We start from the raw sequence: 23517 nt of genomic DNA on the forward strand, positions 1-23517 counted from the left end.
CTCTCGCTTATCGCGTGTTTTCTAACTCTAATGCACATGGTTATCCACAGGAATAGTGGATAACTGCTTCCAGCCCGTGTAGACCGCCGCTCAGCAAATTCCCGGATTTTCCCACGAGGCGGCAACAAAAAATTTTTATAGCTCTTTTTTGACGATAAACAGTTGAGTCATTCATAACCAACAGATGCGATCCTGCTCACATTTCAGCCATTTTTCGTCCTGCACCACAACTCACCATTCCCGGCACCGTCGATGTGCAAGCCACGCGTTTTTACCCTGCTCTCCTGTGGCTTATTCCTAAAAAAGTCGTTTTTTTAATCGATTTCAGGTTTCTGGCAAGCGTTTTGCAGCTTCACGTCAGGCCTATCCCTACGCATTTTAAGGAGAGAAAGATGTTGAGTCTGCGTGCAGTGAATCAGTTTTACGGAAGCCAACATACGCTATGGAACGTGGATTTGGATTTTCCGCAAGGGATGTGTACAGGCGTCATAGGCCTGCCGGGGATGGGCAAAACCACCCTGATGAACTGCATTACCGGAAACATCCCCGTCGAAAGCGGCACGATTATCTGGCATGAAGCGGGCGCACCGCCGCGTGATTTGCTCAGCCCGGCACCGGAACAACGTTCAGAGCCGGGAATAGGCTATGTGCCGCAGGACAGGCGTATTTTCTCTCAACTGACGATTGAGGAGAATCTGCATATTGCCATGCGGGCGATGGGGAAACCCGACCCGGCGGCGAAAAGCGACGTATACGATCTGTTCCCGGAACTCTACGCGCGACGTCAGACGCGGGGCAATGCCCTTTCGCCAGAGGATCAGTATCAGCTTGCCCTGGCGAATGCACTGGTCAACCGCCCGCGGATGCTGATTCTGGATGAGCCTACGCATGGGGCAGGACATGGATTTGCCCAGAAGCTGGCGCAGCTGCTGGTGCGCTTAAACCGGGAGTTAGGCATGACGGTGCTGCTGGCGGAGCAGCAGCTGTCGTTTATCCGCCGGGTGGCGGATCGGTTTTGCATGCTTTATCGCGGGCGTAACGTGGCTCAGGGCCACGTTAGCGAGCTGAACGATGAGCTTATCGCCCACTGGATGTCGCGGGAAGCAAGACGCTGAGGTCGAGATAACGCCCGGTTTCGGCCTGCTCAGCATCGCCAGCAATCCAGGGGATTTCCCCGAGGAACGGTGCCGGGAGCACGCGCTTGAGGGTCGCCAGATACTCCTGATGCCGCCTGCCCGGCGCAACCACGTCGTTGGCTATCCAGCCTGCCAGCGTCAGCCCTGCCTGCTGAACGGCCTGCGCCGTCAGCATGGCGTGATTGATGCAGCCCAGCTTCACGCCGACGACCAGAATGACCGGAAGCCGCTCGGCCTGCACCCAGTCAGCAAAGGTCTGCGTGTCCGAAAGCGGCGTAAACCAGCCTCCCGCGCCTTCCACCAGCACCCAGTCGGCCTGGCTTTCCAGCGTCCGTAACCCGGCAGACAGCACGGCGAAATCAATCGGACGGCCTTCGTCAGCGCTGATAATGTGTGGCGACGTCGGCTCGGCAAAGGTATAGGGATTCACCGCCGAATAGGCAAGCTCAAGGCTACTGTTACGCTGGAGCGCCAGCGCGTCGGTGTTGCGTAACCCTTCCGCCGTCATCTCGCTGCCGGAAGCCACGGGCTTATATCCGGCGGTGTTTTTTCCGAGCAGTCGTGCCGCCTGCAGCAGCGCAGCGCTGGCAACCGTTTTGCCCACTTCCGTATCCGTGCCGGTAACAAAATAACGTTCAGTCACGTTCGATAATCCCATGAAAAAGTTGATAAGAGAGCGGGAAAAGGCCCCGCTGCTGCGGCCAGGCCAGCTCCAGGCGTTGCAGCTGCCCCCGGGTCAGCGGTTTTTTCTCCCGCCCGGCGTGCAGGTGCGTGGCGCCGATGCCCTTCAGAGAGCGCATGGCGCTGAACGCGTCGCTAAAATTAAGCGTGATGGTTTGCACCGTGCTGCGACAGCGCCAGCCAGCCAGCGCCTGCGTCACCTGCTCATACGATAAAAAGCGGTTCGCGTGCGGCTGCTCATCCACCGCTTTCCACGCCTGATTCAGCTCCGGCAGCGAACTTTCCAGCAAAGTGGTAAAGGCCACCTTTCCGCCCGGGCGTGCGACGCGATAAAGCTCGCGTAACGCCTGCGGCAGGCTGCTGCACCACTGCACCGCCAGATGGCTCCAGACCAGATCGAACTGCGCGTCCGCCAGCGGGATCGCCTCGATATCCGCCACGACATAGTGGTGCGCCGCCTGCTGCTGGCGCGCCTCGTCCAGCATAGCGGGCGACAGGTCGATGGCCGTCACCTCGCTCCCCGCCTCGCGCCAGTAGCGGCTGTTGCTGCCGGGACCACAGCCGGCGTCCAGCACCTGCGGGAAGCGGTTCTCGCCAAGCGCGGCCAGAAGCCCCTGCGCGCTCTGGCGCTGGAGTTCATCGTGCTGTGAATAGCTCCGCGCGGCCCGGCCAAACGCCGCCGCAACGGCCTGCTTATTCACCGGCATCATGAAGCGCCTCCAGCAGCGTCTGGATATCCTGCGCCTCATGCGCCGCCGTCAGGGTTAAGCGCAGACGCGCGGTGCCCGGCGGAACTGTTGGCGGACGAATGGCCGTAACCCACATCCCCCGCTCGCGCAGCGCCTGGGCCAGCGCCAGCGCGCGGCCGTTTTCGCCGACAATCACGGGCTGGATGGCGCTCTGCGAATCGGGACTCTGGAAGGGAAGCGCCGCCAGTCCCTGACGGAAGCAGGAGATGTGCTCTGCCAGCTGCTGACGGCGTTCATCCCCTTCTGCGCTGCGGATCACCGCCAGCGACGCCGACAGCGCCACGGCCTGCGCCGGGGGCATGCTGGTGCTGTAGATGAGGTGACGGGCAAACTGCAGCAGATAGTCAGCGACGGATTCGCTGCACAGCACGGCGGCGCCGCTGACGCCAAAGCCTTTGCCAAAGGTGACCACCAGCAGTTCCGGCTTCACGTTTTGTTGATGGGCGCTGCCGCGTCCTTCATCGCCCATCACGCCGGTGCCGTGAGCATCATCGACCAGCAGCCAGGCATTTTGCCGCTTTGCGGCCTCGTGAAGCGCGGCAAGCGGCGCACTGTCGCCGTCCATGCTGAACACCCCTTCCGTGACCGCCAGCTGTTGCCCGTCGCAGGGTCTGTCCAGCAGCGAGGCGAGCTGTGACGCATCGTTATGGGCAAAACGCCGCAGCTGCGCCGGACTTAAGTTTGCCGCTTCCAGCAGCGAGGCGTGGCTTAAACGGTCGGCGACAATGCGGTCCTCTTTCCCCATCATGGCCGTGATGACCGCCTGATTGGCGGCAAAGCCGGAGATAAACAGCAGCGCGCGCGGATAGCCCAGCCAGTCGGCCAGCTCTTCCTCCAGCGCCTGATGCGCCGTGGTGTATCCGCTGACGTGCCCCGAGCCACCGCTGCCCACGCCAAACCGCTCCGCGCCCTGCTGCCAGGCGCGGACGATGGCCGGATGCTGGCTCAGTCCGAGATAGTCATTGCTGGAGAAATTACAAAACTGCCGTCCCTCGCGGGTCAGAAAACGGCCCGCGCCGTTTTCCACCACCCTGCGAACGCGAAACGCCTCTGCCGCCCGGCGTTCTTCCAGCGCGGCATTAATCCGTACCTGCCAGGTCATACGGCTGCCGCGTTGTAGAACTGGTCGGTATCGGCGTTGAGAATCTGCTGCTCCAGCTGCTGCTGTTGCTCGTTATCGCCCGTCAGCACCCCGGTCTGGTGCGGGTTCAGCCCCAGCTTGCGGAACAGCTGGACGTCTTTGTCCTCTTCCGGGTTCGGCGTGGTCAGCAGCTTGCAGCCGTAGAAGATGGAGTTGGCGCCGGCCATAAAGCACATCGCCTGGGTCTGCTCGCTCATCTGCTCGCGGCCCGCAGAGAGGCGAACGTAAGACGTTGGCATCATGATGCGCGCCACCGCGATGGTGCGAATAAAATCAAACGCATCCACGTCCTCGTTATCCGCCAGCGGCGTGCCCTTGACCTTCACCAGCATGTTGATCGGCACGCTTTCCGGCGGGGTCGGCAGGTTCGCCAGCTGCAGCAGCAGGCCCGCACGGTCTTTCACCGTTTCACCTAAGCCCACGATGCCGCCGGAGCAGACCCTGATCCCCGCGTCACGCACTTTATCCAGCGTATCCAGACGCTCCTGGTAGGTGCGCGTGGTGATGATGTTGCCGTAAAATTCCGGCGAGGTGTCGAGGTTGTGGTTGTAGTAGTCCAGCCCCGCGGCAGAGAGACGCTGCGCCTGCTCCTCGTTCAGCGTTCCGAGGGTCATGCAGGCCTCAAGCCCCATCTCCTTCACGCCTTTCACCATCTGCTCCAGATACGGCATATCGCGATCGTGCGGGTTCTTCCACGCCGCGCCCATGCAGAAGCGGGTTGAGCCGGCGTTTTTCGCCTTGCGCGCGGAGTCGAGCACCTGCTCCACTTCCATCAGACGCTCGGATTCGAGACCGGTTTTGTAGCGCGCGCTCTGCGGGCAATATTTGCAGTCTTCAGGACAGGCGCCGGTCTTGATCGACAGCAGCGTGCTGACCTGAACATGGCGAGGATCGAAGTGCTGACGATGCACCTGTTGCGCTTCAAACATCAGCTCAAGGAAAGGTTTGTTGAATAATTCAGTAACTTGCGACATCGTCCAGCGTGCGTGGTGAGCCATTGGGCTTCTCCAAAGGGTTTTGTTAATTTTCGGTTCGGTTTATACTCGTAAACCTAAAACTTTTCAAAATGGTTTACAAGTCGATTATGACCCAGGACGATCTCGCCTTCGACAAGCAGCATATCTGGCACCCTTACACCTCTACTACCCGCCCCCTTCCCGTCTATCCGGTGGCCTCTGCCCACGGCTGCGAGCTGCATCTCGCCAGCGGCGAGCGGCTGGTTGACGGAATGTCCTCCTGGTGGGCGGCGATTCACGGGTATAACCACCCGCGCCTGAACGCGGCGATGAAGGCTCAGATTGACCAGATGTCGCACGTGATGTTTGGCGGAATCACCCATCAGCCCGCGGTGGATTTATGCCGTCGCCTGGTGGCGATGACGCCTGACTCGCTGGAGTGCGTTTTCCTGGCCGATTCCGGCTCGGTGGCGGTGGAAGTGGCGATGAAGATGGCGCTGCAGTACTGGCATGCGAAGGGCGAAACGCGCCAGCGGTTCCTCACCTTCCGCAACGGCTATCACGGGGATACCTTCGGGGCGATGTCGGTCTGCGATCCGGACAACTCCATGCACAGCCTGTGGAAGGGGTATCTGCCAGAAAACCTGTTTGCCCCTGCGCCGCAAAGCCGATTCGACGGCGAGTGGAACGAGACGGACATGGTGGGCTTCGCGCGGCTGATGGCGGCCCATCGCCATGAAATCGCCGCCGTTATTCTCGAACCGATCGTGCAGGGCGCGGGCGGAATGCGGATGTACCATCCGGAATGGCTGAGGCGCATTCGCAAGATCTGCGACCGCGAGGGCATTCTGCTGATTGCCGATGAAATTGCCACCGGCTTTGGCCGCACCGGCAAGCTGTTTGCCTGCGAACATGCGGGTATCGCCCCGGATATTCTGTGTCTGGGTAAAGCGCTGACCGGCGGCACCATGACGCTCTCCGCCACCCTCACCACTCGTCAGGTTGCCGACACTATCAGCGACGGCGAGGCGGGCTGCTTTATGCACGGCCCGACGTTTATGGGCAACCCGCTGGCCTGCGCCGTGGCAAGCGAAAGCCTCGCCATTCTGGAGAGCGGCGAGTGGCAGACGCAGGTCGCGGCGATTGAGGCACAGCTGAAAGGAGAGCTGAGCGCCGCCTCGGGGGCGAATTTTGTGGCGGACGTGCGCGTGCTGGGTGCCATCGGGGTGATTGAAACCACCCGCCCGGTGAACATGGCGGCGCTGCAGCGCTTTTTCGTTGAGCAGGGCGTCTGGGTGCGGCCTTTCGCCAAGCTTATCTACCTGATGCCGCCGTACAGCATCACGCCGGAGCAGCTGCGTAAATTAACCGACGCGGTCGTAACAGCCGTTAACATTCCCGCGCATTTCGCGATTTAATCCCATGCGTTACACTTCCTGAACGAGTGAATAACGAGGGTAAACCGTATGAAAATCATCAGTAAAGATCTGCGCGACGGTGAAAAACTCCCCGAACGCCACGTTTTCATCGGCATGGGCTATCAGGGGGATAATATCTCCCCGCACCTGGCGTGGGACGACGTTCCTGCAGGAACCAAAAGCTTTGTCGTGACCTGCTACGACCCGGACGCGCCGACCGGCTCGGGCTGGTGGCACTGGGTTGTGGCGAACCTGCCCGCCGACACGCGCGTGCTGCCGCAGGGTTCCGGTTCAGACCTGGTTGCCCTGCCTGAAGGTGCCATTCAGACGCGCACTGACTTTGGTAAAGCGGGCTACGGCGGCGCGGCGCCACCAAAAGGGGAAACCCACCGCTATATCTTCACGGTGCACGCGCTGGATGTGGAGAAGATTGAGGTCGATGAAGGCGCGAGCGGCGCGATGGTCGGGTTTAACGTGCATTTCCATTCCCTGGGGAGCGCGTCGATTACGGCGATGTATTCCTGAAAAAAGCCGGGTAGCGGCTACGCCTTACCCGGCCTGGATTTCGCATTCGTAGGCCCGGTAAGCGCAGCGCCACCGGGCAAAACATCACAGCACCGAAGGTAGCAGTCCTACAAGGTGTCCCTCTTCCAGAAGCTGCATCGCCTTATCAATATCCGGCGCGAAGAAGCGGTCGTCATCGTAATGCGTGACGTGCTCGCGCAGCACATGGCGCGCCTGCTCCAGCAGCGGGCTGGATTTAAGCCCTTCGCGCAGATCGATACCCTGACACGCCGCCAGCCACTCCACCGCCAGCACGCCGCGGGTGTTGGAGGCCATTTCCCACAGACGACGCCCGGCAGCCGGGGCCATCGACACGTGATCTTCCTGATTCGCCGAGGTGGGCAGGCTGTCCACGCTGTGCGGGTGCGACAGGGCTTTGTTCTCGCTTGCCAGTGCTGCGGCCGTCACCTGAGCGATCATAAAGCCTGAGTTAACCCCACCGTTACGCACCAGGAACGGTGGCAGCTGGGACATGTGTTTATCCATCATCAGCGCGATACGGCGCTCGGATAACGCCCCGACTTCGGCAATCGCCAGCGCGATATTGTCCGCCGCCATCGCCACCGGCTCGGCGTGGAAGTTGCCCCCGGAGACCACCTCGTTTTCTTCGGCGAACACCAGTGGGTTGTCGGAGACCGCGTTGGCCTCCACCAGCAGCACCTCTGCCGCCTGGCGCAGCTGCGTCAGGCACGCGCCCATCACCTGCGGCTGACAGCGCAGGGAATACGGATCCTGCACCTTCTCGCAGTTATGGTGTGAATCCGCAATCTCACTCGTGTCGGTGAGCACGTGGCGGTACATGGCGGCGGCATCAATCTGCCCGCGCTGGCCGCGCACCGCGTGAATACGCGCGTCAAACGGACGACGCGAGCCGAGCACCGCCTCGGTGGTCAGCGCACCGCACACTACCGCCGAGGCAAAGAGATCTTCCGCTTCAAACAGGCCGCGCAGCGCGAAGGCCGTCGACGCCTGCGTGCCGTTGAGCAGCGCCAGCCCCTCTTTTGCCGCGAGAGTGATTGGCGTTAAGCCGGCTTTTGCCAGCGCCTCTTTCGCAGGGAGCCACTCGCCCTGCCAGCGCGCTTTGCCCTCACCCAGCAGCAGCAGCGACATGTGCGCCAGCGGGGCGAGATCGCCGGAGGCGCCGACGGAGCCTTTTGCCGGGATCCACGGATAGACTTCTGCATTCACCAGGGCCATCAGCGCCTGGATCACGCTCAGGCGAATGCCCGAGAAACCGCGCGCCAGGCTGTTGATTTTGAGCACCATCATCAGACGGACCATCTCATCGTCAAGCGGCTGGCCGACGCCCGCCGCGTGCGACAGCACCAGCGAACGCTGTAAGTTTTCCAGATCGTGCGTGGCGATGCGGGTCTGCGCCAGCAGGCCAAAGCCGGTGTTAATCCCGTAGGCAGTGCGCCCTTCGGCAACAATCGCTTCTACGCAGGCGACGCTGTCGTTTATCGCGGCGTGGGCGCTTTCATCAAGTGAAAGGGTGACCGGCTGGCGCCAGACGTTACGCAGCTGTTTGAGCGTCAGCGAGCCGGGAGTGAGTGTTAACGCGTTCATGCATGCTTTCCTTGTGTGGCAGGGATCATCGGCAGGTTCAGTCCCTGCTCTTTGGCACAGTCAATGGCAATCTCGTAACCCGCATCCGCGTGACGCATCACGCCGGTTGCCGGGTCGTTGTGCAGCACACGGGCGATGCGCGCGGCCGCTTCATCGGTTCCATCACAGACGATGACCATCCCTGAGTGCTGGGAGAAGCCCATCCCGACGCCGCCGCCGTGGTGCAGCGAGACCCAGGTGGCGCCGCTGGCGGTATTCAGCAGGGCATTAAGCAATGGCCAGTCGGAGACCGCGTCAGATCCGTCGCGCATGGCTTCGGTTTCACGGTTTGGGCTGGCGACGGAGCCGGAGTCCAGATGGTCGCGGCCAATGACGATAGGCGCGGAGACTTCACCGCTGCGCACCATTTCGTTGAAGGCCAGACCCAGCTTTTGCCGCCACTCCAGCCCTACCCAGCAGATGCGCGCCGGCAAGCCCTGGAAGCTGATGCGTTCGCGAGCCATATCCAGCCAGTGGTGCAGGTGTTCGTCGTCTGCGACGATCTCCTTCACTTTAGCGTCAGTTTTGTAGATATCCTGCGGATCGCCGGACAAGGCCACCCAGCGGAACGGGCCGATGCCGCGGCAGAACAGCGGACGGATATAGGCAGGCACGAAGCCGGGGAAGTCGAAGGCGTTATTCACGCCCATCTCTTTCGCCATCTGGCGGATGTTGTTGCCGTAGTCAAAGGTTGGAATGCCCAACTGGCTGAAGGCCAGCATCGCGGAGACGTGTTCCGCCATCGAACGCTTAGCCGCCAGTACCGTGCCTTCAGGGTCGGTTTCCGCTTTTTGCTGGTAGTCTTCCCACGTCCAGCCTTTTGGCAGGTAACCGTGCAGCGGGTCATGGGCGCTGGTCTGGTCGGTAACGAGATCCGGACGCACGCCGCGGGCAACCAGCTCCGGCAGAATATCCGCCGCGTTGCCGCACAGGGCAATCGACACCGCTTTGCCTTCGGACGTGTATTTTTTGATGCGCGCCAGCGCGTCATCAAGATTCTCGGCCTGTTCGTCGACGTAGCGGGTACGCAGACGGAAATCAATGCGGCTCTGCTGGCATTCAATGTTCAGCGAGCACGCGCCGGCCAGCGTGGCGGCCAGCGGCTGCGCGCCACCCATCCCGCCCAGACCGGCGGTAAGCACCCAGCGGCCCTTCAGCGAGCCGTTATAGTGCTGGCGCCCCGCTTCCACGAAGGTTTCGTAGGTGCCCTGCACAATCCCCTGGCTGCCGATGTAGATCCAGCTCCCGGCGGTCATCTGGCCATACATCGCCAGCCCTTTCGCGTCCAGCTCGTTGAAGTGTTCCCAGGTGGCCCAGTGCGGCACGAGGTTAGAGTTGGCGATCAGCACGCGCGGCGCGTTCTTATGGGTTTTAAATACGCCAACCGGCTTGCCGGACTGCACCAGCAGGGTTTCGTCGTGTTCGAGTTCGGTCAGGGATTTTACAATTGCGTCATAGCATTCCCAGTTGCGTGCGGCGCGGCCTATGCCGCCGTAGACCACCAGTTCGTGGGGGTTTTCCGCCACCTCAGGATCAAGGTTGTTCATCAACATGCGCAGCGGGGCTTCGGTGAGCCAGCTTTTGGCAGTAAGCGTGGTGCCGCGCGCGGCGCGGACGTCCTGCTGGCGGTATTTACCTGACGACATTGTGTGCTCCTCATAAGGGACAGATGATGCATTTAGATATACTTGTATAGACAAGCACACACAAGGTCGGATTTAACAAAAAAGATACAATTTTGTTATATTGCGTTAGCGATCACGCTTATAAAACTTATGACATAAAGTGGCCCTGCAGCCGGTAACGGTTCCCCGGGAAAAGCAGTCGGGCATGCGACACGATATGCGATGATGACCAGGTACGACGGCGGATCAGCAGGCACGGATCGTGTTCTTTAATGCGCAACAGCTCGCACTCCTGCGGCGTCGCGCGTACGGCCTCCACAATGTGCTCCCCTTCCGTGAGCGGTGCAACGAGCGAGAGATACGCGTGCGGCGTGGTGTGGGTGTAATCCTGGTTCAGGTATTCCGGTATCCGCTCTGCGTTGACGCAGCGATCTTCAATCTGCACCGGAATGTCGTTTTCAAAATGCACCATCACAGAGTGGAAGATGCGGCTACCCTCTTTGACATTTAGCTCAGCGGCCTGCTCGGCGCTGGCCTGGGTCTCTTCCAGCACCAACACTTCGCAGCGGTGCTGATGATTACGCGAGGTTATCTCATCGGCAATGCTGCGGATTTCAAACAGGGCAGATTGCCCTTTCGGTTCCGCCACAAACGTCCCCACGCCCTGCAGGCGCACCAGAAGTCCTTCGTCGGTGAGCTCGCGCAGCGCCCGGTTGACGGTCATCCGGCTAAAACCGAACTGCGCCACCAGCTCGGCCTCCGACGGAATGCGATCGTGCGGGCGCCAGACGCCGGTGGCGATTTTTTCGCTGATCGCCTGCTTCACCTTTTCATAGAAAGGCGCGGGCGGGCTCGGTTGCGGCAGGGACGAGCGTGAAAACATCATGACTCCTTTAATAGTGTTATGCCCACCAGTGAGCAATTTGCCAGGCCAGACGGGCGGCGAGCTTTGCGCCCTGTCCGTCCCGATCGTACTGCGGGTTAAACTCTACCAGATCGGCGGCCTGCAGCTTACCGCTGCGGCAGATTTGTTCGATGACCGGCAGCAGATCCAGTGCCGGTATGCCTAACGCGGCCGGAGCGGAAACGGCAGGCATTTCTCCCGCAGGCAGGACGTCCAGATCGATCGTCAGATAGACACGATCTGCCTGCGCCAGCACCTTTTCCAGCGCCGATAATGCCTCGCGTCTGAAATGAAGATCCTCCACCAGCGTGACGTTCAGGCGTTCGGCCTCATCCCACAGTGCCTGGGTGTTCGCCGCGCGGCTGACGCCAAAGCAGGCGTAGCGAAACTCGCGCCCGTATTCATCGCAGTATTGAGCCAGCTGACGAAACGGCGTACCGGACGTCGCCCGGTCGGCCTTGCGCAGGTCGAGATGCGCATCCAGGTTTATCACCGCCACGCGCTCGCCGGGGAACGCATCCAGAACACCCCGTCCATGCGCCCAGGCAGTTTCATGCCCGCCGCCAAACACCAGCGTGCGCATCCCGGACTGCTGGCAGGCCGTCACGGCATCGCTTAGCGCCCGCTGCGCGGGTTCAAGCTCATCGCCTTCAACGTACACCGAGCCCATATCCGTCAGCCGTTCGTGTCCCTGATGGCTTGCCATATTCGCCAGCGCTTTGCGCAGAATATCAGGGGCCTGCGCGGCGCCGGGCCTGCCCTGATTGCGTTTAACCCCTGCATCGCATTCAAAGCCTATCAGCGCGATGCCGGATGAAAGCGGCGTGAACTGCGCCTGCTGTTGTATCGTCTGGAAAATGCGCGTTGCATTGCTGGCTTCGGCGCTGTCGTCTCGCCCCTGCCAGACCGTTTCGGCGACGGGCCGCCATAACTTCATACTGCCTCCCCACGGAAAATACGTTGATACAGCGGATTGCGTCCCGGCTCGTAGACCATCTCTACAGGATGGTGAGCATCCCAGACGATAAAATCAGCGACAAACTCCGACTGCAACTGCCCGTGCGTTGCGCCGCGGCCCAGCGCCTGCGCCGCATGCCGCGTGACGCCAGCCCAGGCCTCTTCGGGCGTCAGGCCAAACTGGACGCAGGCCATATTCATCGCCAGGTGCAGGCTGGCAAACGGGCTGGTGCCGGGGTTATAGTCGGTGGCGACGGCCATCGGCACACCACGTTTTCTGAGCTGATCAACCGGCGGACGCTGGCGCTCCTGCAGAAAATAGAACGCGCCGGGGAGCAGTACCGCAACCGTACCGCTTTGCGCCATCGCCTGAACGCCCGCGTCGTCGAGATATTCGATATGATCGGCCGACAGTCCGTTATATTGGCTGACCAGCGCAGCTCCGCCCTGATTCGACAGCTGTTCAACATGCCCTTTCACCGGGATACCGAGCGCGGCAGCGGCCTGGAAGAGGCGCTCGGTTTGCGACGGGGTAAAGCCGACGTTTTCACAAAACACGTCTACTGCTTCAAACAACTCTTTTTGCCACAGCGTGGGCAGGATCTGCTCGCAAACCAGCGCGAGGTACGCATCCGGATCCTGTCGATATTCTGCCGGCACCGCATGGGCCGCCAGCAGCGTTGGGCTGATATCGATCGGATTATCGAGGCTCAGCTGGCGGGCAACCTGCAGCATCTTCTCTTCGGCCTCGGCGTTGAGTCCGTATCCCGATTTGATTTCAACGGTCGTTACACCTTCATTCATCAGACGCTGGAGCCGCTGCTGCGCAAGTTTCAGCAGGGTTTCCAGGGAACTGCTGCGCGTTGCCGTCACGGTGGCGTTAATCCCGCCCCCCTGAGCGCTGATGGTCTGGTAAGAGACGCCGTTCAGACGCTGTTCCCACTCCGCCGCGCGGTCGCCGCCAAATACCAGATGGGTATGGCAGTCAATCAGGCCAGGCGTGACCAGACGTCCCTCAAGATCGATGACGTGACGGTGTCCGGAAGGAAGGTCAGATTCAGGAAGCACGCCAAGGATAGTTTGGCCGCGCACGACCAGCGCGTGCTGCTCTTTCAGGCCATAAGGCGCGGATGTATCGGGAACCATTGTTGCCAGGCGCGCATTTCGCCATATAACATCGTCAGGTTGAAGCTGCATGGGCATTCCACTTGTCATGGGTTGTATAGACATTTATTTGCATCCATCGTCTGCTGTCAACCGCCTTAAGGGAAAATGTTATTTATTTGTGATGACTTTCCCGTCACCTCCGGGCAAAAAATGCAACTTTTACCCTTTTTATCTTCCCGTTTCGCTCAACTTAGTATAAAAAAGCAGGCTATTTCGTCTATCCCGTAAAGACTTGCATACCCAGGAGCTTCACCTTGAACATTTCCAGGATTTCCCGTCTGGCGTTAGCGCTCGCCTTTGGCGTGACATTATCCGCATGCAGTTCTACACCACCGGATCAGCGTCCTTCTGAGCAGGTAGCGCCCGGTACCGCCTCCCGCCCGATTTTGTCCGCGGATGAAGCGAAGAATTTCGACCGCGCCCATTACTTCTCGGCGATGGATCCTAACGCCGCGCCGTGGACACCGTCTTCTATTAACCTGCCTAAACAGCCTGACTTCGTTGTTGGCCCGGCTGGCGCGCAGGGCGTAACGCATACCTCTATCCAGGCAGCGGTTGACGCGGCAATCACTAAACACAGCGCGTCTCGCCAGTACATCGCGATCCTGCCGGGTGAATACGAAGGCACCGTGTATGTTCCGGCGGCTCCTGGCAGCATTACGATTTACGGTCTGGGTGAAAAAGCCATCGACGTAAAAATTGGCCTGGCGATTGATTCCGAAATCGACAGCACCGCCTGGCGTCACCTGGTGAACCCGGCAGGCAAATATATGCCGGGCAAACCGGCGTGGTATATGTTTGATAACTGCCAGAGCAAGCGTTCCGCCACCGTTGGCGTGATGTGCTCAGCGGTATTTTGGTCTCAAAACAACGGTCTGCAGCTGCAGAACCTGACCATTCAGAATACCCTGGGTGACAGCGTGGATGCCGGTAACCATCAGGCCGTGGCGCTGCGTAGCGACGGCGATAAGGTGCAGATTAACAACGTCAATATTCTGGGCCGTCAGAACACCTTCTTCGTGACCAACAGCGGCGTACAGAACACGCTGCAGAACAACCGTCTGACCCGTACGCTGGTGACCAACAGCTACGTTGAAGGTGACGTGGATCTGGTGTCCGGTCGCGGCGCGGTGGTGTTTGATAACACCGATTTCCGCGTGGTGAATTCCCGTACCCAGCAGGAAGGCTATGTGTTTGCTCCGGCAACCCAGTCTAACCTGTTTTACGGCTTCCTGGCCGTGAACAGCCGCTTTAACGCGGCCGGTGACGGCGTGGCGCAGCTGGGCCGCTCCCTGGACGTGGACTCTGCGACCAACGGCCAGGTCGTTATTCGCGACAGCGTGATCAACGAAGGCTTTAACGTGGCGAAGCCGTGGGCTGATGCGGCTGTCTCCAAACGTCCGTTCTCCGGCAACACCGGTGCGGTGGACGATAAAGGAAACGTGCAGCGCAACCTGAACGACGCGAACTTCAACCGCATGTGGGAATACAACAACCGCGGTCTGGGCAGCAACGTGGTTGCTGAGCCGAAGCAGTAACGAGATGAGAGTAAAAGGGGGAGTTTAATCCCCCTTTTTACTGCGACTGAATGCGTCAGGCTCCAAACTTAAGATACGCATCCAATAGTTGCATAATCGCAACCATGAGTTGCAGGAACAGAATTGCCCATTCCACACCGCTCATACGCCACTCCTTTGGTATAGAGCACTTCTCCTCTGGTTTACCTTTCCGCTGCCTGTCACCAGAGGTGTGTTGGTTATGTTTTGATGTGCTCCGCAGTTTAGGTACCGTCTGCACCACCCGACAGCCAGGACTTAAAAAGGATCCTGAATTGCGGAACTGCAACACATCGAACCAACGCACAGAATGATATCAAATCACTACTGTACATAAAAACAGTTAAAACCAATTTAGGAATTTATAAAGCAAAAGCACTTAAGTGTCTGATTATTATTTATATACTATTCACTGATCATTCCGTGTTCTCCTTTGTTCGTTGACGATGAATTTACATCGCCTTGAGTCGACATTATGATGACCCTGTTGGTTACGTTTTGATGTGCTCACCCGGCTACCACCGGGCATAAAAAAACCTCGCATTCGCGAGGTTTTTTGTTTTAAGCCGCTTAGTGCGCGTTAACCACCACCCACATCGGCCCCTGACCTACCGCATAGCGTCCTTTCTCTTCCAGCAGGCCCTGCTCGCCTTTGATTTCATACAGCGCGATGTGGTGGGATTTCTGCCCCGCCGCAATCAGGTATTTACCGCTGTGATCGATATTAAAGCCGCGCGGCTGGGTTTCCGTTGGCTGGAAGCCCTCAATAGCCAGCACGCTGCCATCTTCGGAGACGCTGAAGACGGTAATCAGACTGGAGGTGCGGTCGCAGGCGTAGAGATGACGACCATCCGGCGTGATGTGAATATCTGCCGCCCAGCGAGTGTCAGAGAAGTCAGATGGCATCATATCCAGCGTCTGCACGCACTCAATCTGGCCGTTTGGATCTTTCAGCTCCCATACGTCCACCGAGCTGTTCAGTTCGTTAACGACGTAGGCATATTGCTGGTTCGGGTGGAAGACCATATGGCGAGGACCTGCGCCCTCAACGGTGGTGACTTCCGCAGGATTCTGCGCCACCAGGTGACCATCGTCGCTCAGGGTGAACAGGCAGATTCGATCCTGCTTCAGCGCAGGCACCCACAGCGTGCGGTTGTCCGGGGAGATATTCGCCGAATGGCAGCCTTCCAGCCCTTCCACCACGTCGACAGTTTCTACCGGAATACCATCGTCAAGACGGGTCACGCTGACGCAACCGGCATTGTAAGAACCGCTAAAAATGAAGCGTCCTTTACGATCGGTCGAGATGTGGGTTGGGCTGCCCGGCAGTGGCGCTTCAGCGGTGTAGGTCAGCGCGCCGTCGTCAGGAGAGATGCGGTAGGCCAGCACGCGAAACTCCGGGCGCACACCCACGTATAAGAAACGTTTATCCGGGCTGACGACCATCGGTTGCACCTGGCCCGGCACATCAACAACCTGAACCAGCGTGAGCGAACCTTCTGCATTCAAGCGCCAGACGTGGATCTGCTGACTTTCAGGACTGGCGGTATAAACGGTTTGTTTCATGAATACTCCTTTCCTCACTGCACGTGAAAGTGATTATTTTTAACGGTGAATGCTGAATTTTAGCCAGGAATTTTGCAGCGATTTACTCTCGGTGTAACATCCCCTGAGACCTAAAATTCAACATTAACCCGGAAGAACAAATGACCTCGCGTGTGATTGCACTGGATTTAGACGGAACATTACTTACCCCTCAGAAAACCCTGCTCCCCTCCTCCCTTGAAGCGCTTAAACGCGCGCAGGAAGTGGGATATCAACTCCTTATCGTAACGGGTCGACATCACGTTGCCATTCACCCTTTTTATCAGGCACTGGCGCTGGATACACCTGCAATTTGTTGTAATGGCACTTATTTGTATGATTATCAGGCAAAAAAGGTTTTAGCCTCCGACCCGCTGCCGGTTCCCCAGGCGCTGCAGCTGATCGATCTGCTGGATGAGCATAACGTTCACGGCCTGATGTATGTGGATAACGCGATGGTGTACGAGCGCCCAACCGGCCATGTGGTACGCACCAGCAACTGGGCATTGTCCCTGCCAGAAGCGCAGCGTCCGGTCTTTACCCTGGTTTCCTCTCTGCGTCAGGCGGCCCAGGACGTTGAGGCTATCTGGAAGTTTGCCCTGACGGATGAAGACACCACCAAACTGAATACCTTCGCGAAACACGTCGAGGACACGCTGGGGCTGGAGTGCGAATGGTCCTGGCGCGATCAGGTGGATATTGCCCGCAAAGGCAACAGCAAAGGCAAGCGCCTGACGCAGTACGTGGAATCGCAGGGCTGGTCAATGCAGGACGCGATCGCCTTCGGCGACAACTACAACGACATCAGCATGCTGGAAGCCGTCGGTACGGGCGTGGCGATGGGCAATGCCGACGACGCGGTAAAAGCGCGCGCTAACGTGGTGATTGGCGACAACACCACCGACAGCATCGCGCAGTACATCTATACCCACCTGCTGTAATCAGGCGGTGATCGAAACGCTCTTGATTTGCGCGTAAAGCCACAGGCCGGGCTTGATTGCCAACTCATCCCTGGCCCACGGGCTGATGCGCGCCCAGAGCGTCCTGCTGCCCACGTCGAGCTTCACCTCTACCTGCCCGTTATCATCAAAACATTCCGCCACTTTGGCGCGCAGAATATTTCGAATACTGGTTTGCAGCGGCGGCTGCAGCACCAGCGAGACGTCCGACGCCTGGATGCGGATCCGCAGCGCGGACTGCAACGGTTTGTCGATCTTATTGACCCAAAGATGCTGGTCGCCCAGCGCCAGGGCGGTCATCGCGTAGTGCGGATGATGCTCCAGAACGCTCACCTTCAGGATGCTGCTCTGCTGCTCCCTGGGTAACCAGGGGTGCATCACGCTACTGCCCCACACCTCTTCCAGGTTGCCGAAGGCCTTCACGCTGCCCTCTTCCAGCACCAGCACTTTGTCGGCCAGATGCAGGATCTCATCCAGCGAATGGCTGACGTAGAGCATCGGAATATTAATTTCGCGGGTCAGACGCTGCAGGTAAGGCAAAAGCTCGCGCTTACGCGGTATATCCAGCGAAGCCAGCGGCTCGTCGAGCAGCAGCAGTTCGGGGGCGGTCAGCAACGCGCGGCCTATAGCCACACGCTGTTTCTCCCCGCCGGAGAGCGAGGACGGCAGCCTGTCGAGCAGGGGTTCAATGCCTAAAAGCGTCACCAGCTTATCAAACTGCCCGGCCATGCTTTTCGCCATACCGTAGCGCAGGTTGCCGCGCACGCTGTAATGCGGGAATAAGCGCGCGTCCTGAAAAACATAACCGATGCGGCGCTTATCCGGCGAAAGGTAAATCTTGTTCTCCACGTCATTCAGGACGCGGTTGTTCAGGACAATGCGCCCTGACTGCGGGCGCGTCAGGCCGCTGATGGCGTTAATCAGAGACGTTTTACCCGCGCCCGACACGCCGAAGACGGCAGTGATGCCGCATGCAGGCAGCGTCTCGTTAAGCGTCAGAGTATGGTTTCCCAGCGTCTGGGTGAAATTCAGTTCCAGCATCGTTATTTCCCCATCCGTTCGCGACTTAGCCGTGCCAGCCATTCAGAAACCAGCAGCGAAACCAGGGCTAATACGATAGAGATGATGCACAGCCGCGCTGCGGCACTCTCTCCCCCTGGCGTCTGAATCAGGGTATACATGGCCGATGGGATGGTCCGCGTCTCGCCGGGAATGTTCGACACAAAGGTGATGGTCGCACCAAACTCGCCCAGCGAGCGGGCGAACGCCAGCACCGTCCCGACAATGATGCCCGGCAGCGTAAGCGGAAGCGTGATGGTAAAAAAGACGCGCCAGCGCCCGGCACCGAGCGTGCGGGCTGCCTGTTCGAGCTTCATATCCACGCCTTCCAGCGCGAGGCGGATCGCTCTGACCATCAGCGGGAATGACATCACCGCCGCCGCCAGTACCGCACCGCGCCAGCTAAAGGCAAAGGTGATTCCGAACCAGTCGTAGAGCTTTTCGCCGATAAAACCGCGTCGCCCCATCGAAATCAGCAGCAGATAACCGACCACCACCGGCGGTAAAACCAGGGGAAGATGAAGGACGCTGTCGAGCAGCGCTTTGCCGGGGAACCGACAGCGAACCAGTAGCCAGGCAAAAAAGATCCCAAAGGGCAAACTCAGCGCAACCGCCAGGGAAGAGACTTTAAGGCTCAGCAGAACAGCCTGCCATTCAGGATCGGTCAGTATCATCAGTGAGTCGTAAATCCATAACGTTTAAAGATTGCGGACGCCTCCGGCCCCTTCAGATAATCGCGGAAGGCCGTTACGGTCGCATTTTTATGTCCATCAACAATCGCCACAGGATATTCCACTTTCTTGTGGGAGTCTTCCGGGAAGGTGCCAACCACTTTTACACCCTTGCTGGCAACGGCATCGGAACCATACACAATGCCCAGCGGAGCTTCGTTACGCTCCACCAGCGCCAGCGCGCCGCGCACATCTTCCGCCGGGGCCAGTTTTGGTGACAGGGTCTCCCACGCGCCCAGCTTTTGCAGCGCTTCTTTGGCGTAAATCCCGGCCGGAACGTGTTCCGGGTCACCCACCGCCAGACGGCCACCGTTCAGCAGGCGGGTCCAGTTTGTCTCTTTGTTGATGGTGATTTCACCCTGCGCGCTGGCCTTCGGTGCAACCACAACCAGGCTATTGCCCAGCAGCGTTTCGCGGGTCGCCGCATCAATCGATTTCTTCTCCACCGCGTAGTCCATCCACTTCTGGTCAGCAGAGATAAACAGATCTGCCGGAGCGCCCGCTTCTATCTGCCGTGCCAGCGTAGAGGAAGAGGCAAAAGAGGAGACTACCTCGACGTTTTTCTCTTTTTTATACGCCGCCGCAATATCCTGCAGCGCGTTGGTCAACGACGCTGCCGCAAAGACCGTGATTTTACCTTCGTCCGCCAGCGCGTGTCCGGTAAGTGAAAGCGTCAACGTTGCCCCTGCGAAAAGGCGTACCCATGAACGTGCCATCTGTAACTCCTGTGAGTATCGTTATATACATATTAATATAACGGTATCGTCAGGGAGATCCCAGCGGTAATTCGTACCGCTCAAGGGGTAACACGGTGTGTTACGTTAAATAATATCGGCGAAAGTAAGAAAAGCTTGAGAGCAAAACGCCCGGGCAAGCCGGGCGTTTTGTGGGAAATTAATGCTGCTTTTTCGCACGGTCTCTGTGACCGATATTCGAAAAGATGTTGAACACTTCACCCAGGCCGTAGATGGCACCGAGGATGATGGCCATCACTACTGGTACCATGATCACGGCGAATACCAGACTTTTCAACAACTCTAACATGGTTTTCTCCAGATTTTGTGAATGGGCTATTCTACCCTGAAAAGTAAGAAAAACATCCCCTTTTGTGCGGTGCCCTTTGCGCCCTGCACCATTTGGGTCACAATATTCTTTTTGCCAGGACACTGTTATGCAGGCCGAAATTCTTCTTACTCTCCGACTTCAGCAAAAGCTTTTCGCCGATCCCCGACGTATTGCCCTGCTTAAACAGATAGAACAAACCGGCTCAATTAGCCAGGGCGCTAAGAACGCTGGGATTAGCTATAAAAGCGCCTGGGATGCCATCAATGACATGAACACCCTGAGCGAGCATCCGCTGGTGGACAGAGCCACAGGGGGCAAAGGCGGTGGAGGTGCTGTTGTCACACGCTACGGCCTGCGCCTGATTCAGCTCTACGATCTCCTGGGCCAGATTCAGCAAAAAGCGTTCGATGTATTGAGTGACGACGACAACGTTCCGCTGGACAGCTTGCTGGCAGCCATTTCCCGCTTCTCGTTGCAGACCAGCGCCCGCAACCAGTGGTTTGGTACGGTGACGGCGCGCGATAATCTCCAGGTACAGCAGCATGTTGAGATCCTGCTTGCCGATGGTGTCACCCGTCTGAAAGCGGCGATAACGGCCCAGAGCGCAGAGCGGCTTGACCTGGATGAAGGTAAAGAGGTGCTGGTGTTGCTGAAAGCACCTTGGGTCAATATCACACGCGACCCGGACAAGGCAAAGGCGGCTGATAACCAGCTGCGGGGCACCATCAGCTATATCGAACGCGGCAAGGAGCAGTGCGAAGTGCTGATGCCCCTGGCAGACGGACAAGCGCTTTGCGCCACGGTCCCGCTCAGCGAGGCGAACGATTTAGAAGAAGGTGCTGTCGTCACCGCATATTTCAACGCGGACCGGGTGATTATCGCCACATTGTGCTGAGCGCATTGACAATCGTGACGACAGTGCGTATCCCTGATATCTATTGCTGCAAAAAATGGGATATATCATGTCATCATTGCATATTTCGCAAGGTACGTTTCGTCTTAGCGATACCCGAACGCTGTCGATTGCCGATCTGACAATACGCGCGGGTGAAAGCTGGGCGTTTGTCGGCACTAACGGCAGCGGTAAATCCGCGCTGGCCCGCGCGCTGGCCGGAGAGCTTACCCTTCTCAAAGGCGAATGCCGGAGCGATTTCACGCGCCTGACGCGCCTGTCCTTTGAACAGCTGCAGAAGCTGGTCAGCGACGAGTGGCAGCGCAACAATACCGATTTACTCAGTCCTGGCGAAGAAGATACCGGCCGCACGGCGGCGGAAATTATTCAGGATGAGGTGAAAGATCCCGCCCGCTGTCAGCATCTGGCGGAACAGTTTGGCATTTCCGCGCTGCTGAACCGGCGCTTTAAGTACCTCTCTACCGGCGAGACGCGGAAAACGTTGCTGTGCCAGGCGCTCATGAGCCAGCCGGAGCTGCTGATTCTGGATGAGCCCTTTGACGGGCTGGATGTCCACTCCCGCGCCCAGCTGGCTGCCCTGCTGGGCTCTCTGAATCAGGAAGGCTATACGATCGTACTGGTGCTGAACCGCTTTGATGAAATTCCTGACTTCGTGCAGAACGCGGGCGTGCTGGCAGACTGTAACCTGATCGAAACCGGAGAAAAATCCGCGCTGCTCCGACAGGCGCTGATTGCCCAGCTTGCGCACAGCGAAAAGCTGGCGGGCATTGCGCTGCCTGATCCCGACGCGCCGGCAGCACGCCACGGTCTCGATCCCCGGCAGCCGCTTATCGTCCTGCGCGATGGCGTAGTCTCCTATGACGAACGACCGATCCTGAATCACCTCAGTTGGACGGTTAATCCTGGCGAACACTGGCAGATTGTCGGTCCCAACGGCGCGGGGAAATCCACGCTACTGAGCTTGATAACCGGCGATCACCCGCAGGGCTACAGTAACGATCTGACGCTGTTTGGCCGCCGTCGCGGCAGCGGCGAAACCATCTGGGATATCAAAAAGCACATTGGCTACGTTAGCAGCAGCCTGCATCTGGATTACCGGGTCAGTACCACGGTACGCAACGTGATCCTTTCCGGCTATTTTGATTCCATCGGCATTTATCAGGCGGTGTCAGATAAACAGCACAAGCTGGCCCAGCGGTGGCTGGATATTCTGGGGATGGATAACCGGGTGGCTGACGCGCCGTTTCATAGCCTTTCATGGGGGCAGCAGCGCCTGGCACTGATCGTTCGCGCGCTGGTAAAACACCCTACGCTCCTGATCCTCGACGAGCCGCTGCAGGGGCTGGATCCGCTTAACCGACAGCTGGTCCGCCGCTTTGTGGACGTGCTGATTAGCGAAGGTGAAACGCAGCTGCTGTTCGTTTCACACCATGCCGAAGATGCCCCCTCCTGCATCACCCACCGCCTCGAGTTTGTCGCGGACGGCGAGGGTTATCGCTACCTTCTCAGCAACGTAGATTAACCGCGGAGGGCACCGCCCTCCTCTTTTCAGATAACTTGCATCAATACATCGCTATCTCTTTGATCTAGAATGCTCTACGTCATCGAAAAAGTGAGTGTGAAAACGAGTGTAAACGATTCCACTATTTTATCCCATGTCACACTTTTCGCGTCTCTGTTATGCTATGGTTATTACATACCATAGGCCCAATGGAGCGAATTATGCGAGTTCTGGTAACAGGTGGTAGCGGTTACATCGGAAGTCATACCTGTGTGCAGCTGCTGCAAAATGGTCACGATGTGATCATCCTCGACAACCTGTGCAATAGTAAGCGCAGCGTGCTGCCGGTGATTGAACGTCTTGGCGGTAAACAGCCGACTTTCGTGGAAGGCGACATCCGCAACGAAGCGCTGATGACCGAGATCCTTCACGACCACGCCATCGAAGCGGTGATCCACTTCGCGGGTCTGAAAGCGGTCGGTGAATCCGTTGCGAAACCGCTTGAGTATTACGACAACAACGTCAACGGTACCCTGCGTCTGATCTCCGCCATGCGCGCGGCAAACGTCAAAAACTTTATCTTTAGCTCCTCCGCCACCGTCTATGGCGATCAGCCAAAAATTCCTTACGTTGAAAGCTTCCCGACCGGTACGCCGCAAAGCCCATACGGCAAAAGCAAGCTGATGGTAGAGCAGATCCTGACCGACCTGCAAAAAGCCCAGCCGGAGTGGAGCATCGCATTGCTGCGCTACTTCAACCCGGTCGGTGCCCATCCGTCTGGCGATATGGGTGAAGATCCGCAGGGCATTCCGAACAACCTGATGCCGTACATCGCCCAGGTGGCGGTAGGCCGTCGCGAGTCGCTGGCCATTTTTGGCAATGACTACCCGACCGAAGACGGCACCGGCGTGCGTGACTATATCCACGTGATGGATTTAGCAGACGGCCACGTTGCAGCCATGCAGCAGCTGGCTGACAAACCGGGCGTGCATATTTATAACCTCGGTGCCGGGGTCGGCAGCAGCGTGCTGGACGTGGTTAACGCCTTCAGCAAAGCCTGCGGTAAGCCGGTGAACTACCACTTCGCTCCGCGTCGTGATGGCGACCTGCCTGCTTACTGGGCCGATGCCACCAAGGCCGATAAAGAACTTAACTGGCGTGTCACCCGCACGCTTGATGAAATGGCACAGGATACCTGGCACTGGCAGTCACGCCACCCGCAGGGTTATCCGGACTAAGGATCCGT

23 protein-coding genes are annotated in these 23517 nt (G+C 58.5%); 8 read left to right on the top strand and 15 right to left on the bottom strand.

Annotated elements, in window-relative coordinates:
* The first annotated feature begins 392 nt into the window (after positions 1-392).
* Positions 393-1115, top strand: coding sequence for an ABC transporter ATP-binding protein (locus tag IM291_RS03865; RefSeq protein WP_047363785.1), 723 nt, complete (start codon positions 393-395; stop codon positions 1113-1115).
* On the opposite strand, the gene bioD is transcribed toward IM291_RS03865, so the two are convergent.
* Genes bioD through bioB form a run of 4 tightly spaced genes read right to left on the bottom strand, consistent with a single transcriptional unit; the run spans position 1078 to position 4705 of the window.
* Entirely contained in the window at positions 1078-1779 is a 702-nt protein-coding gene (gene bioD / locus IM291_RS03870) for a dethiobiotin synthase (RefSeq protein ID WP_041910735.1), read from the bottom strand. The genes IM291_RS03865 and bioD overlap by 38 nt on opposite strands.
* Positions 1772-2527 (bottom strand): malonyl-ACP O-methyltransferase BioC, encoded by a 756-nt coding sequence (gene bioC, locus IM291_RS03875; RefSeq protein ID WP_045259949.1) that lies wholly within the window; start codon positions 2525-2527, stop codon positions 1772-1774. The genes bioD and bioC overlap by 8 nt, the downstream gene beginning before the upstream one ends.
* Positions 2511-3668 (bottom strand): 8-amino-7-oxononanoate synthase, encoded by a 1158-nt coding sequence (bioF, locus tag IM291_RS03880; RefSeq protein WP_192986197.1) that lies wholly within the window; start codon positions 3666-3668, stop codon positions 2511-2513. Before bioF ends, bioC begins: the two co-directional genes overlap by 17 nt.
* On the bottom strand, positions 3665-4705 hold the full coding sequence (bioB, locus tag IM291_RS03885; RefSeq protein ID WP_192971386.1) for a biotin synthase BioB: 1041 nt from the start codon (positions 4703-4705) through the stop codon (positions 3665-3667). Before bioB ends, bioF begins: the two co-directional genes overlap by 4 nt.
* A gap of 68 nt (positions 4706-4773) precedes the next feature.
* On the opposite strand from bioB, the gene bioA reads away from it, so the two are divergent.
* Together bioA and IM291_RS03895 are read left to right on the top strand one after the other, a co-directional pair.
* Positions 4774-6081, top strand: coding sequence for an adenosylmethionine--8-amino-7-oxononanoate transaminase (gene bioA / locus IM291_RS03890; protein ID WP_192986199.1), 1308 nt, complete (start codon positions 4774-4776; stop codon positions 6079-6081).
* A 48-nt stretch (positions 6082-6129) separates the two neighbouring features.
* The gene (locus IM291_RS03895; protein ID WP_192986200.1) at positions 6130-6606 is read left to right on the top strand and encodes a kinase inhibitor; all 477 of its coding nucleotides are present in this window, start codon (positions 6130-6132) and stop codon (positions 6604-6606) included.
* A gap of 84 nt (positions 6607-6690) precedes the next feature.
* On the opposite strand, the gene hutH is transcribed toward IM291_RS03895, so the two are convergent.
* The 5 genes from hutH to hutI form a co-directional block, all read right to left on the bottom strand.
* Positions 6691-8211 (bottom strand): histidine ammonia-lyase, encoded by a 1521-nt coding sequence (hutH, locus tag IM291_RS03900; protein WP_192986201.1) that lies wholly within the window; start codon positions 8209-8211, stop codon positions 6691-6693.
* A complete protein-coding gene (gene hutU, locus IM291_RS03905) occupies positions 8208-9896 on the bottom strand; it encodes a urocanate hydratase (RefSeq protein ID WP_028012410.1) in 1689 nt (562 codons plus the stop codon). The genes hutH and hutU overlap by 4 nt, the downstream gene beginning before the upstream one ends.
* Positions 9897-10023: 127 nt before the next feature.
* Positions 10024-10758 carry a histidine utilization repressor gene (locus tag IM291_RS03910; RefSeq protein WP_192986378.1) on the bottom strand — a complete coding sequence of 245 codons (735 nt, stop codon included), beginning with the start codon at positions 10756-10758 and terminating at the stop codon, positions 10024-10026.
* A gap of 19 nt (positions 10759-10777) precedes the next feature.
* A complete protein-coding gene (hutG, locus tag IM291_RS03915; protein WP_192986202.1) occupies positions 10778-11716 on the bottom strand; it encodes a formimidoylglutamase in 939 nt (312 codons plus the stop codon).
* Positions 11713-12933: an imidazolonepropionase gene (hutI, locus tag IM291_RS03920; RefSeq protein ID WP_226840260.1), complete on the bottom strand. Its 1221-nt coding sequence runs from the start codon at positions 12931-12933 to the stop codon at positions 11713-11715. Before hutI ends, hutG begins: the two co-directional genes overlap by 4 nt.
* 224 nt (positions 12934-13157) lie before the next feature.
* Here hutI and IM291_RS03925 point away from each other — a divergent pair, with 224 nt between their 5' ends.
* Positions 13158-14441, top strand: a complete 1284-nt coding sequence (locus tag IM291_RS03925) for a putative acyl-CoA thioester hydrolase (protein ID WP_192971390.1) — start codon at positions 13158-13160, stop codon at positions 14439-14441.
* Positions 14442-14496: 55 nt separating this feature from the next.
* Here IM291_RS03925 and tisB read toward each other — a convergent pair whose 3' ends face one another.
* Together tisB and pgl are read right to left on the bottom strand one after the other, a co-directional pair.
* Positions 14497-14586 carry a type I toxin-antitoxin system toxin TisB gene (gene tisB / locus IM291_RS03930; RefSeq protein WP_023332440.1) on the bottom strand — a complete coding sequence of 30 codons (90 nt, stop codon included), beginning with the start codon at positions 14584-14586 and terminating at the stop codon, positions 14497-14499.
* A 443-nt stretch (positions 14587-15029) separates the two neighbouring features.
* Positions 15030-16025, bottom strand: coding sequence for a 6-phosphogluconolactonase (gene pgl, locus IM291_RS03935; protein ID WP_041910746.1), 996 nt, complete (start codon positions 16023-16025; stop codon positions 15030-15032).
* Positions 16026-16165: 140 nt separating this feature from the next.
* Here pgl and IM291_RS03940 point away from each other — a divergent pair, with 140 nt between their 5' ends.
* A complete protein-coding gene (locus IM291_RS03940) occupies positions 16166-16984 on the top strand; it encodes a pyridoxal phosphatase (protein ID WP_192986204.1) in 819 nt (272 codons plus the stop codon).
* Here the strand turns inward: IM291_RS03940 and modC are convergent, their stop codons facing one another.
* The 4 genes from modC to IM291_RS03960 form a co-directional block, all read right to left on the bottom strand.
* Positions 16985-18043, bottom strand: a complete 1059-nt coding sequence (modC, locus tag IM291_RS03945) for a molybdenum ABC transporter ATP-binding protein ModC (RefSeq protein ID WP_192986205.1) — start codon at positions 18041-18043, stop codon at positions 16985-16987.
* A 2-nt stretch (positions 18044-18045) separates the two neighbouring features.
* On the bottom strand, positions 18046-18735 hold the full coding sequence (gene modB, locus IM291_RS03950; RefSeq protein WP_041910749.1) for a molybdate ABC transporter permease subunit: 690 nt from the start codon (positions 18733-18735) through the stop codon (positions 18046-18048).
* Positions 18735-19508 (bottom strand): molybdate ABC transporter substrate-binding protein, encoded by a 774-nt coding sequence (modA, locus tag IM291_RS03955; protein ID WP_041910750.1) that lies wholly within the window; start codon positions 19506-19508, stop codon positions 18735-18737. Before modA ends, modB begins: the two co-directional genes overlap by 1 nt.
* 178 nt (positions 19509-19686) lie before the next feature.
* A complete protein-coding gene (locus IM291_RS03960; protein ID WP_041910751.1) occupies positions 19687-19836 on the bottom strand; it encodes an AcrZ family multidrug efflux pump-associated protein in 150 nt (49 codons plus the stop codon).
* A 127-nt stretch (positions 19837-19963) separates the two neighbouring features.
* On the opposite strand from IM291_RS03960, the gene modE reads away from it, so the two are divergent.
* The 3 genes from modE to galE all read left to right on the top strand — a co-directional run bounded on the left by modE (position 19964) and on the right by galE (position 23509).
* Entirely contained in the window at positions 19964-20752 is a 789-nt protein-coding gene (gene modE / locus IM291_RS03965) for a molybdenum-dependent transcriptional regulator (protein WP_192986207.1), read from the top strand.
* Positions 20753-20819: 67 nt separating this feature from the next.
* Entirely contained in the window at positions 20820-22292 is a 1473-nt protein-coding gene (gene modF, locus IM291_RS03970; protein ID WP_192986209.1) for a molybdate ABC transporter ATP-binding protein ModF, read from the top strand.
* 200 nt (positions 22293-22492) lie between these two features.
* Positions 22493-23509: a UDP-glucose 4-epimerase GalE gene (galE, locus tag IM291_RS03975; protein ID WP_041910754.1), complete on the top strand. Its 1017-nt coding sequence runs from the start codon at positions 22493-22495 to the stop codon at positions 23507-23509.
* Positions 23510-23517: the final 8 nt, after the last annotated feature.

This window comes from Enterobacter cloacae complex sp. P27C (genome assembly GCF_014895705.1).
Lineage (GTDB): Bacteria > Pseudomonadota > Gammaproteobacteria > Enterobacterales > Enterobacteriaceae > Enterobacter > Enterobacter bugandensis.

What these genes read in the sequence shown, in the direction of transcription:
- modA (WP_041910750.1), bottom strand. Translation starts at nt 19,508, where the DNA reads ATGGCACGTTCATGGGTACGCCTTTTCGCAGGGGCAACGTTGACGCTT.
- hutU (WP_028012410.1), bottom strand. Translation starts at nt 9,896, where the DNA reads ATGTCGTCAGGTAAATACCGCCAGCAGGACGTCCGCGCCGCGCGCGGC.
- IM291_RS03960 (WP_041910751.1), bottom strand. Translation starts at nt 19,836, where the DNA reads ATGTTAGAGTTGTTGAAAAGTCTGGTATTCGCCGTGATCATGGTACCA.
- galE (WP_041910754.1), top strand. Translation starts at nt 22,493, where the DNA reads ATGCGAGTTCTGGTAACAGGTGGTAGCGGTTACATCGGAAGTCATACC.
- IM291_RS03895 (WP_192986200.1), top strand. Translation starts at nt 6,130, where the DNA reads ATGAAAATCATCAGTAAAGATCTGCGCGACGGTGAAAAACTCCCCGAA.
- tisB (WP_023332440.1), bottom strand. Translation starts at nt 14,586, where the DNA reads ATGAGCGGTGTGGAATGGGCAATTCTGTTCCTGCAACTCATGGTTGCG.
- IM291_RS03910 (WP_192986378.1), bottom strand. Translation starts at nt 10,758, where the DNA reads ATGTTTTCACGCTCGTCCCTGCCGCAACCGAGCCCGCCCGCGCCTTTC.
- hutG (WP_192986202.1), bottom strand. Translation starts at nt 11,716, where the DNA reads ATGAAGTTATGGCGGCCCGTCGCCGAAACGGTCTGGCAGGGGCGAGAC.
- modE (WP_192986207.1), top strand. Translation starts at nt 19,964, where the DNA reads ATGCAGGCCGAAATTCTTCTTACTCTCCGACTTCAGCAAAAGCTTTTC.
- IM291_RS03865 (WP_047363785.1), top strand. Translation starts at nt 393, where the DNA reads ATGTTGAGTCTGCGTGCAGTGAATCAGTTTTACGGAAGCCAACATACG.
- pgl (WP_041910746.1), bottom strand. Translation starts at nt 16,025, where the DNA reads ATGAAACAAACCGTTTATACCGCCAGTCCTGAAAGTCAGCAGATCCAC.
- modC (WP_192986205.1), bottom strand. Translation starts at nt 18,043, where the DNA reads ATGCTGGAACTGAATTTCACCCAGACGCTGGGAAACCATACTCTGACG.
- bioC (WP_045259949.1), bottom strand. Translation starts at nt 2,527, where the DNA reads ATGATGCCGGTGAATAAGCAGGCCGTTGCGGCGGCGTTTGGCCGGGCC.
- hutH (WP_192986201.1), bottom strand. Translation starts at nt 8,211, where the DNA reads ATGAACGCGTTAACACTCACTCCCGGCTCGCTGACGCTCAAACAGCTG.
- bioB (WP_192971386.1), bottom strand. Translation starts at nt 4,705, where the DNA reads ATGGCTCACCACGCACGCTGGACGATGTCGCAAGTTACTGAATTATTC.
- bioA (WP_192986199.1), top strand. Translation starts at nt 4,774, where the DNA reads ATGGTTTACAAGTCGATTATGACCCAGGACGATCTCGCCTTCGACAAG.
- hutI (WP_226840260.1), bottom strand. Translation starts at nt 12,933, where the DNA reads ATGCAGCTTCAACCTGACGATGTTATATGGCGAAATGCGCGCCTGGCA.
- bioF (WP_192986197.1), bottom strand. Translation starts at nt 3,668, where the DNA reads ATGACCTGGCAGGTACGGATTAATGCCGCGCTGGAAGAACGCCGGGCG.
- modB (WP_041910749.1), bottom strand. Translation starts at nt 18,735, where the DNA reads ATGATACTGACCGATCCTGAATGGCAGGCTGTTCTGCTGAGCCTTAAA.
- IM291_RS03940 (WP_192986204.1), top strand. Translation starts at nt 16,166, where the DNA reads ATGACCTCGCGTGTGATTGCACTGGATTTAGACGGAACATTACTTACC.
- modF (WP_192986209.1), top strand. Translation starts at nt 20,820, where the DNA reads ATGTCATCATTGCATATTTCGCAAGGTACGTTTCGTCTTAGCGATACC.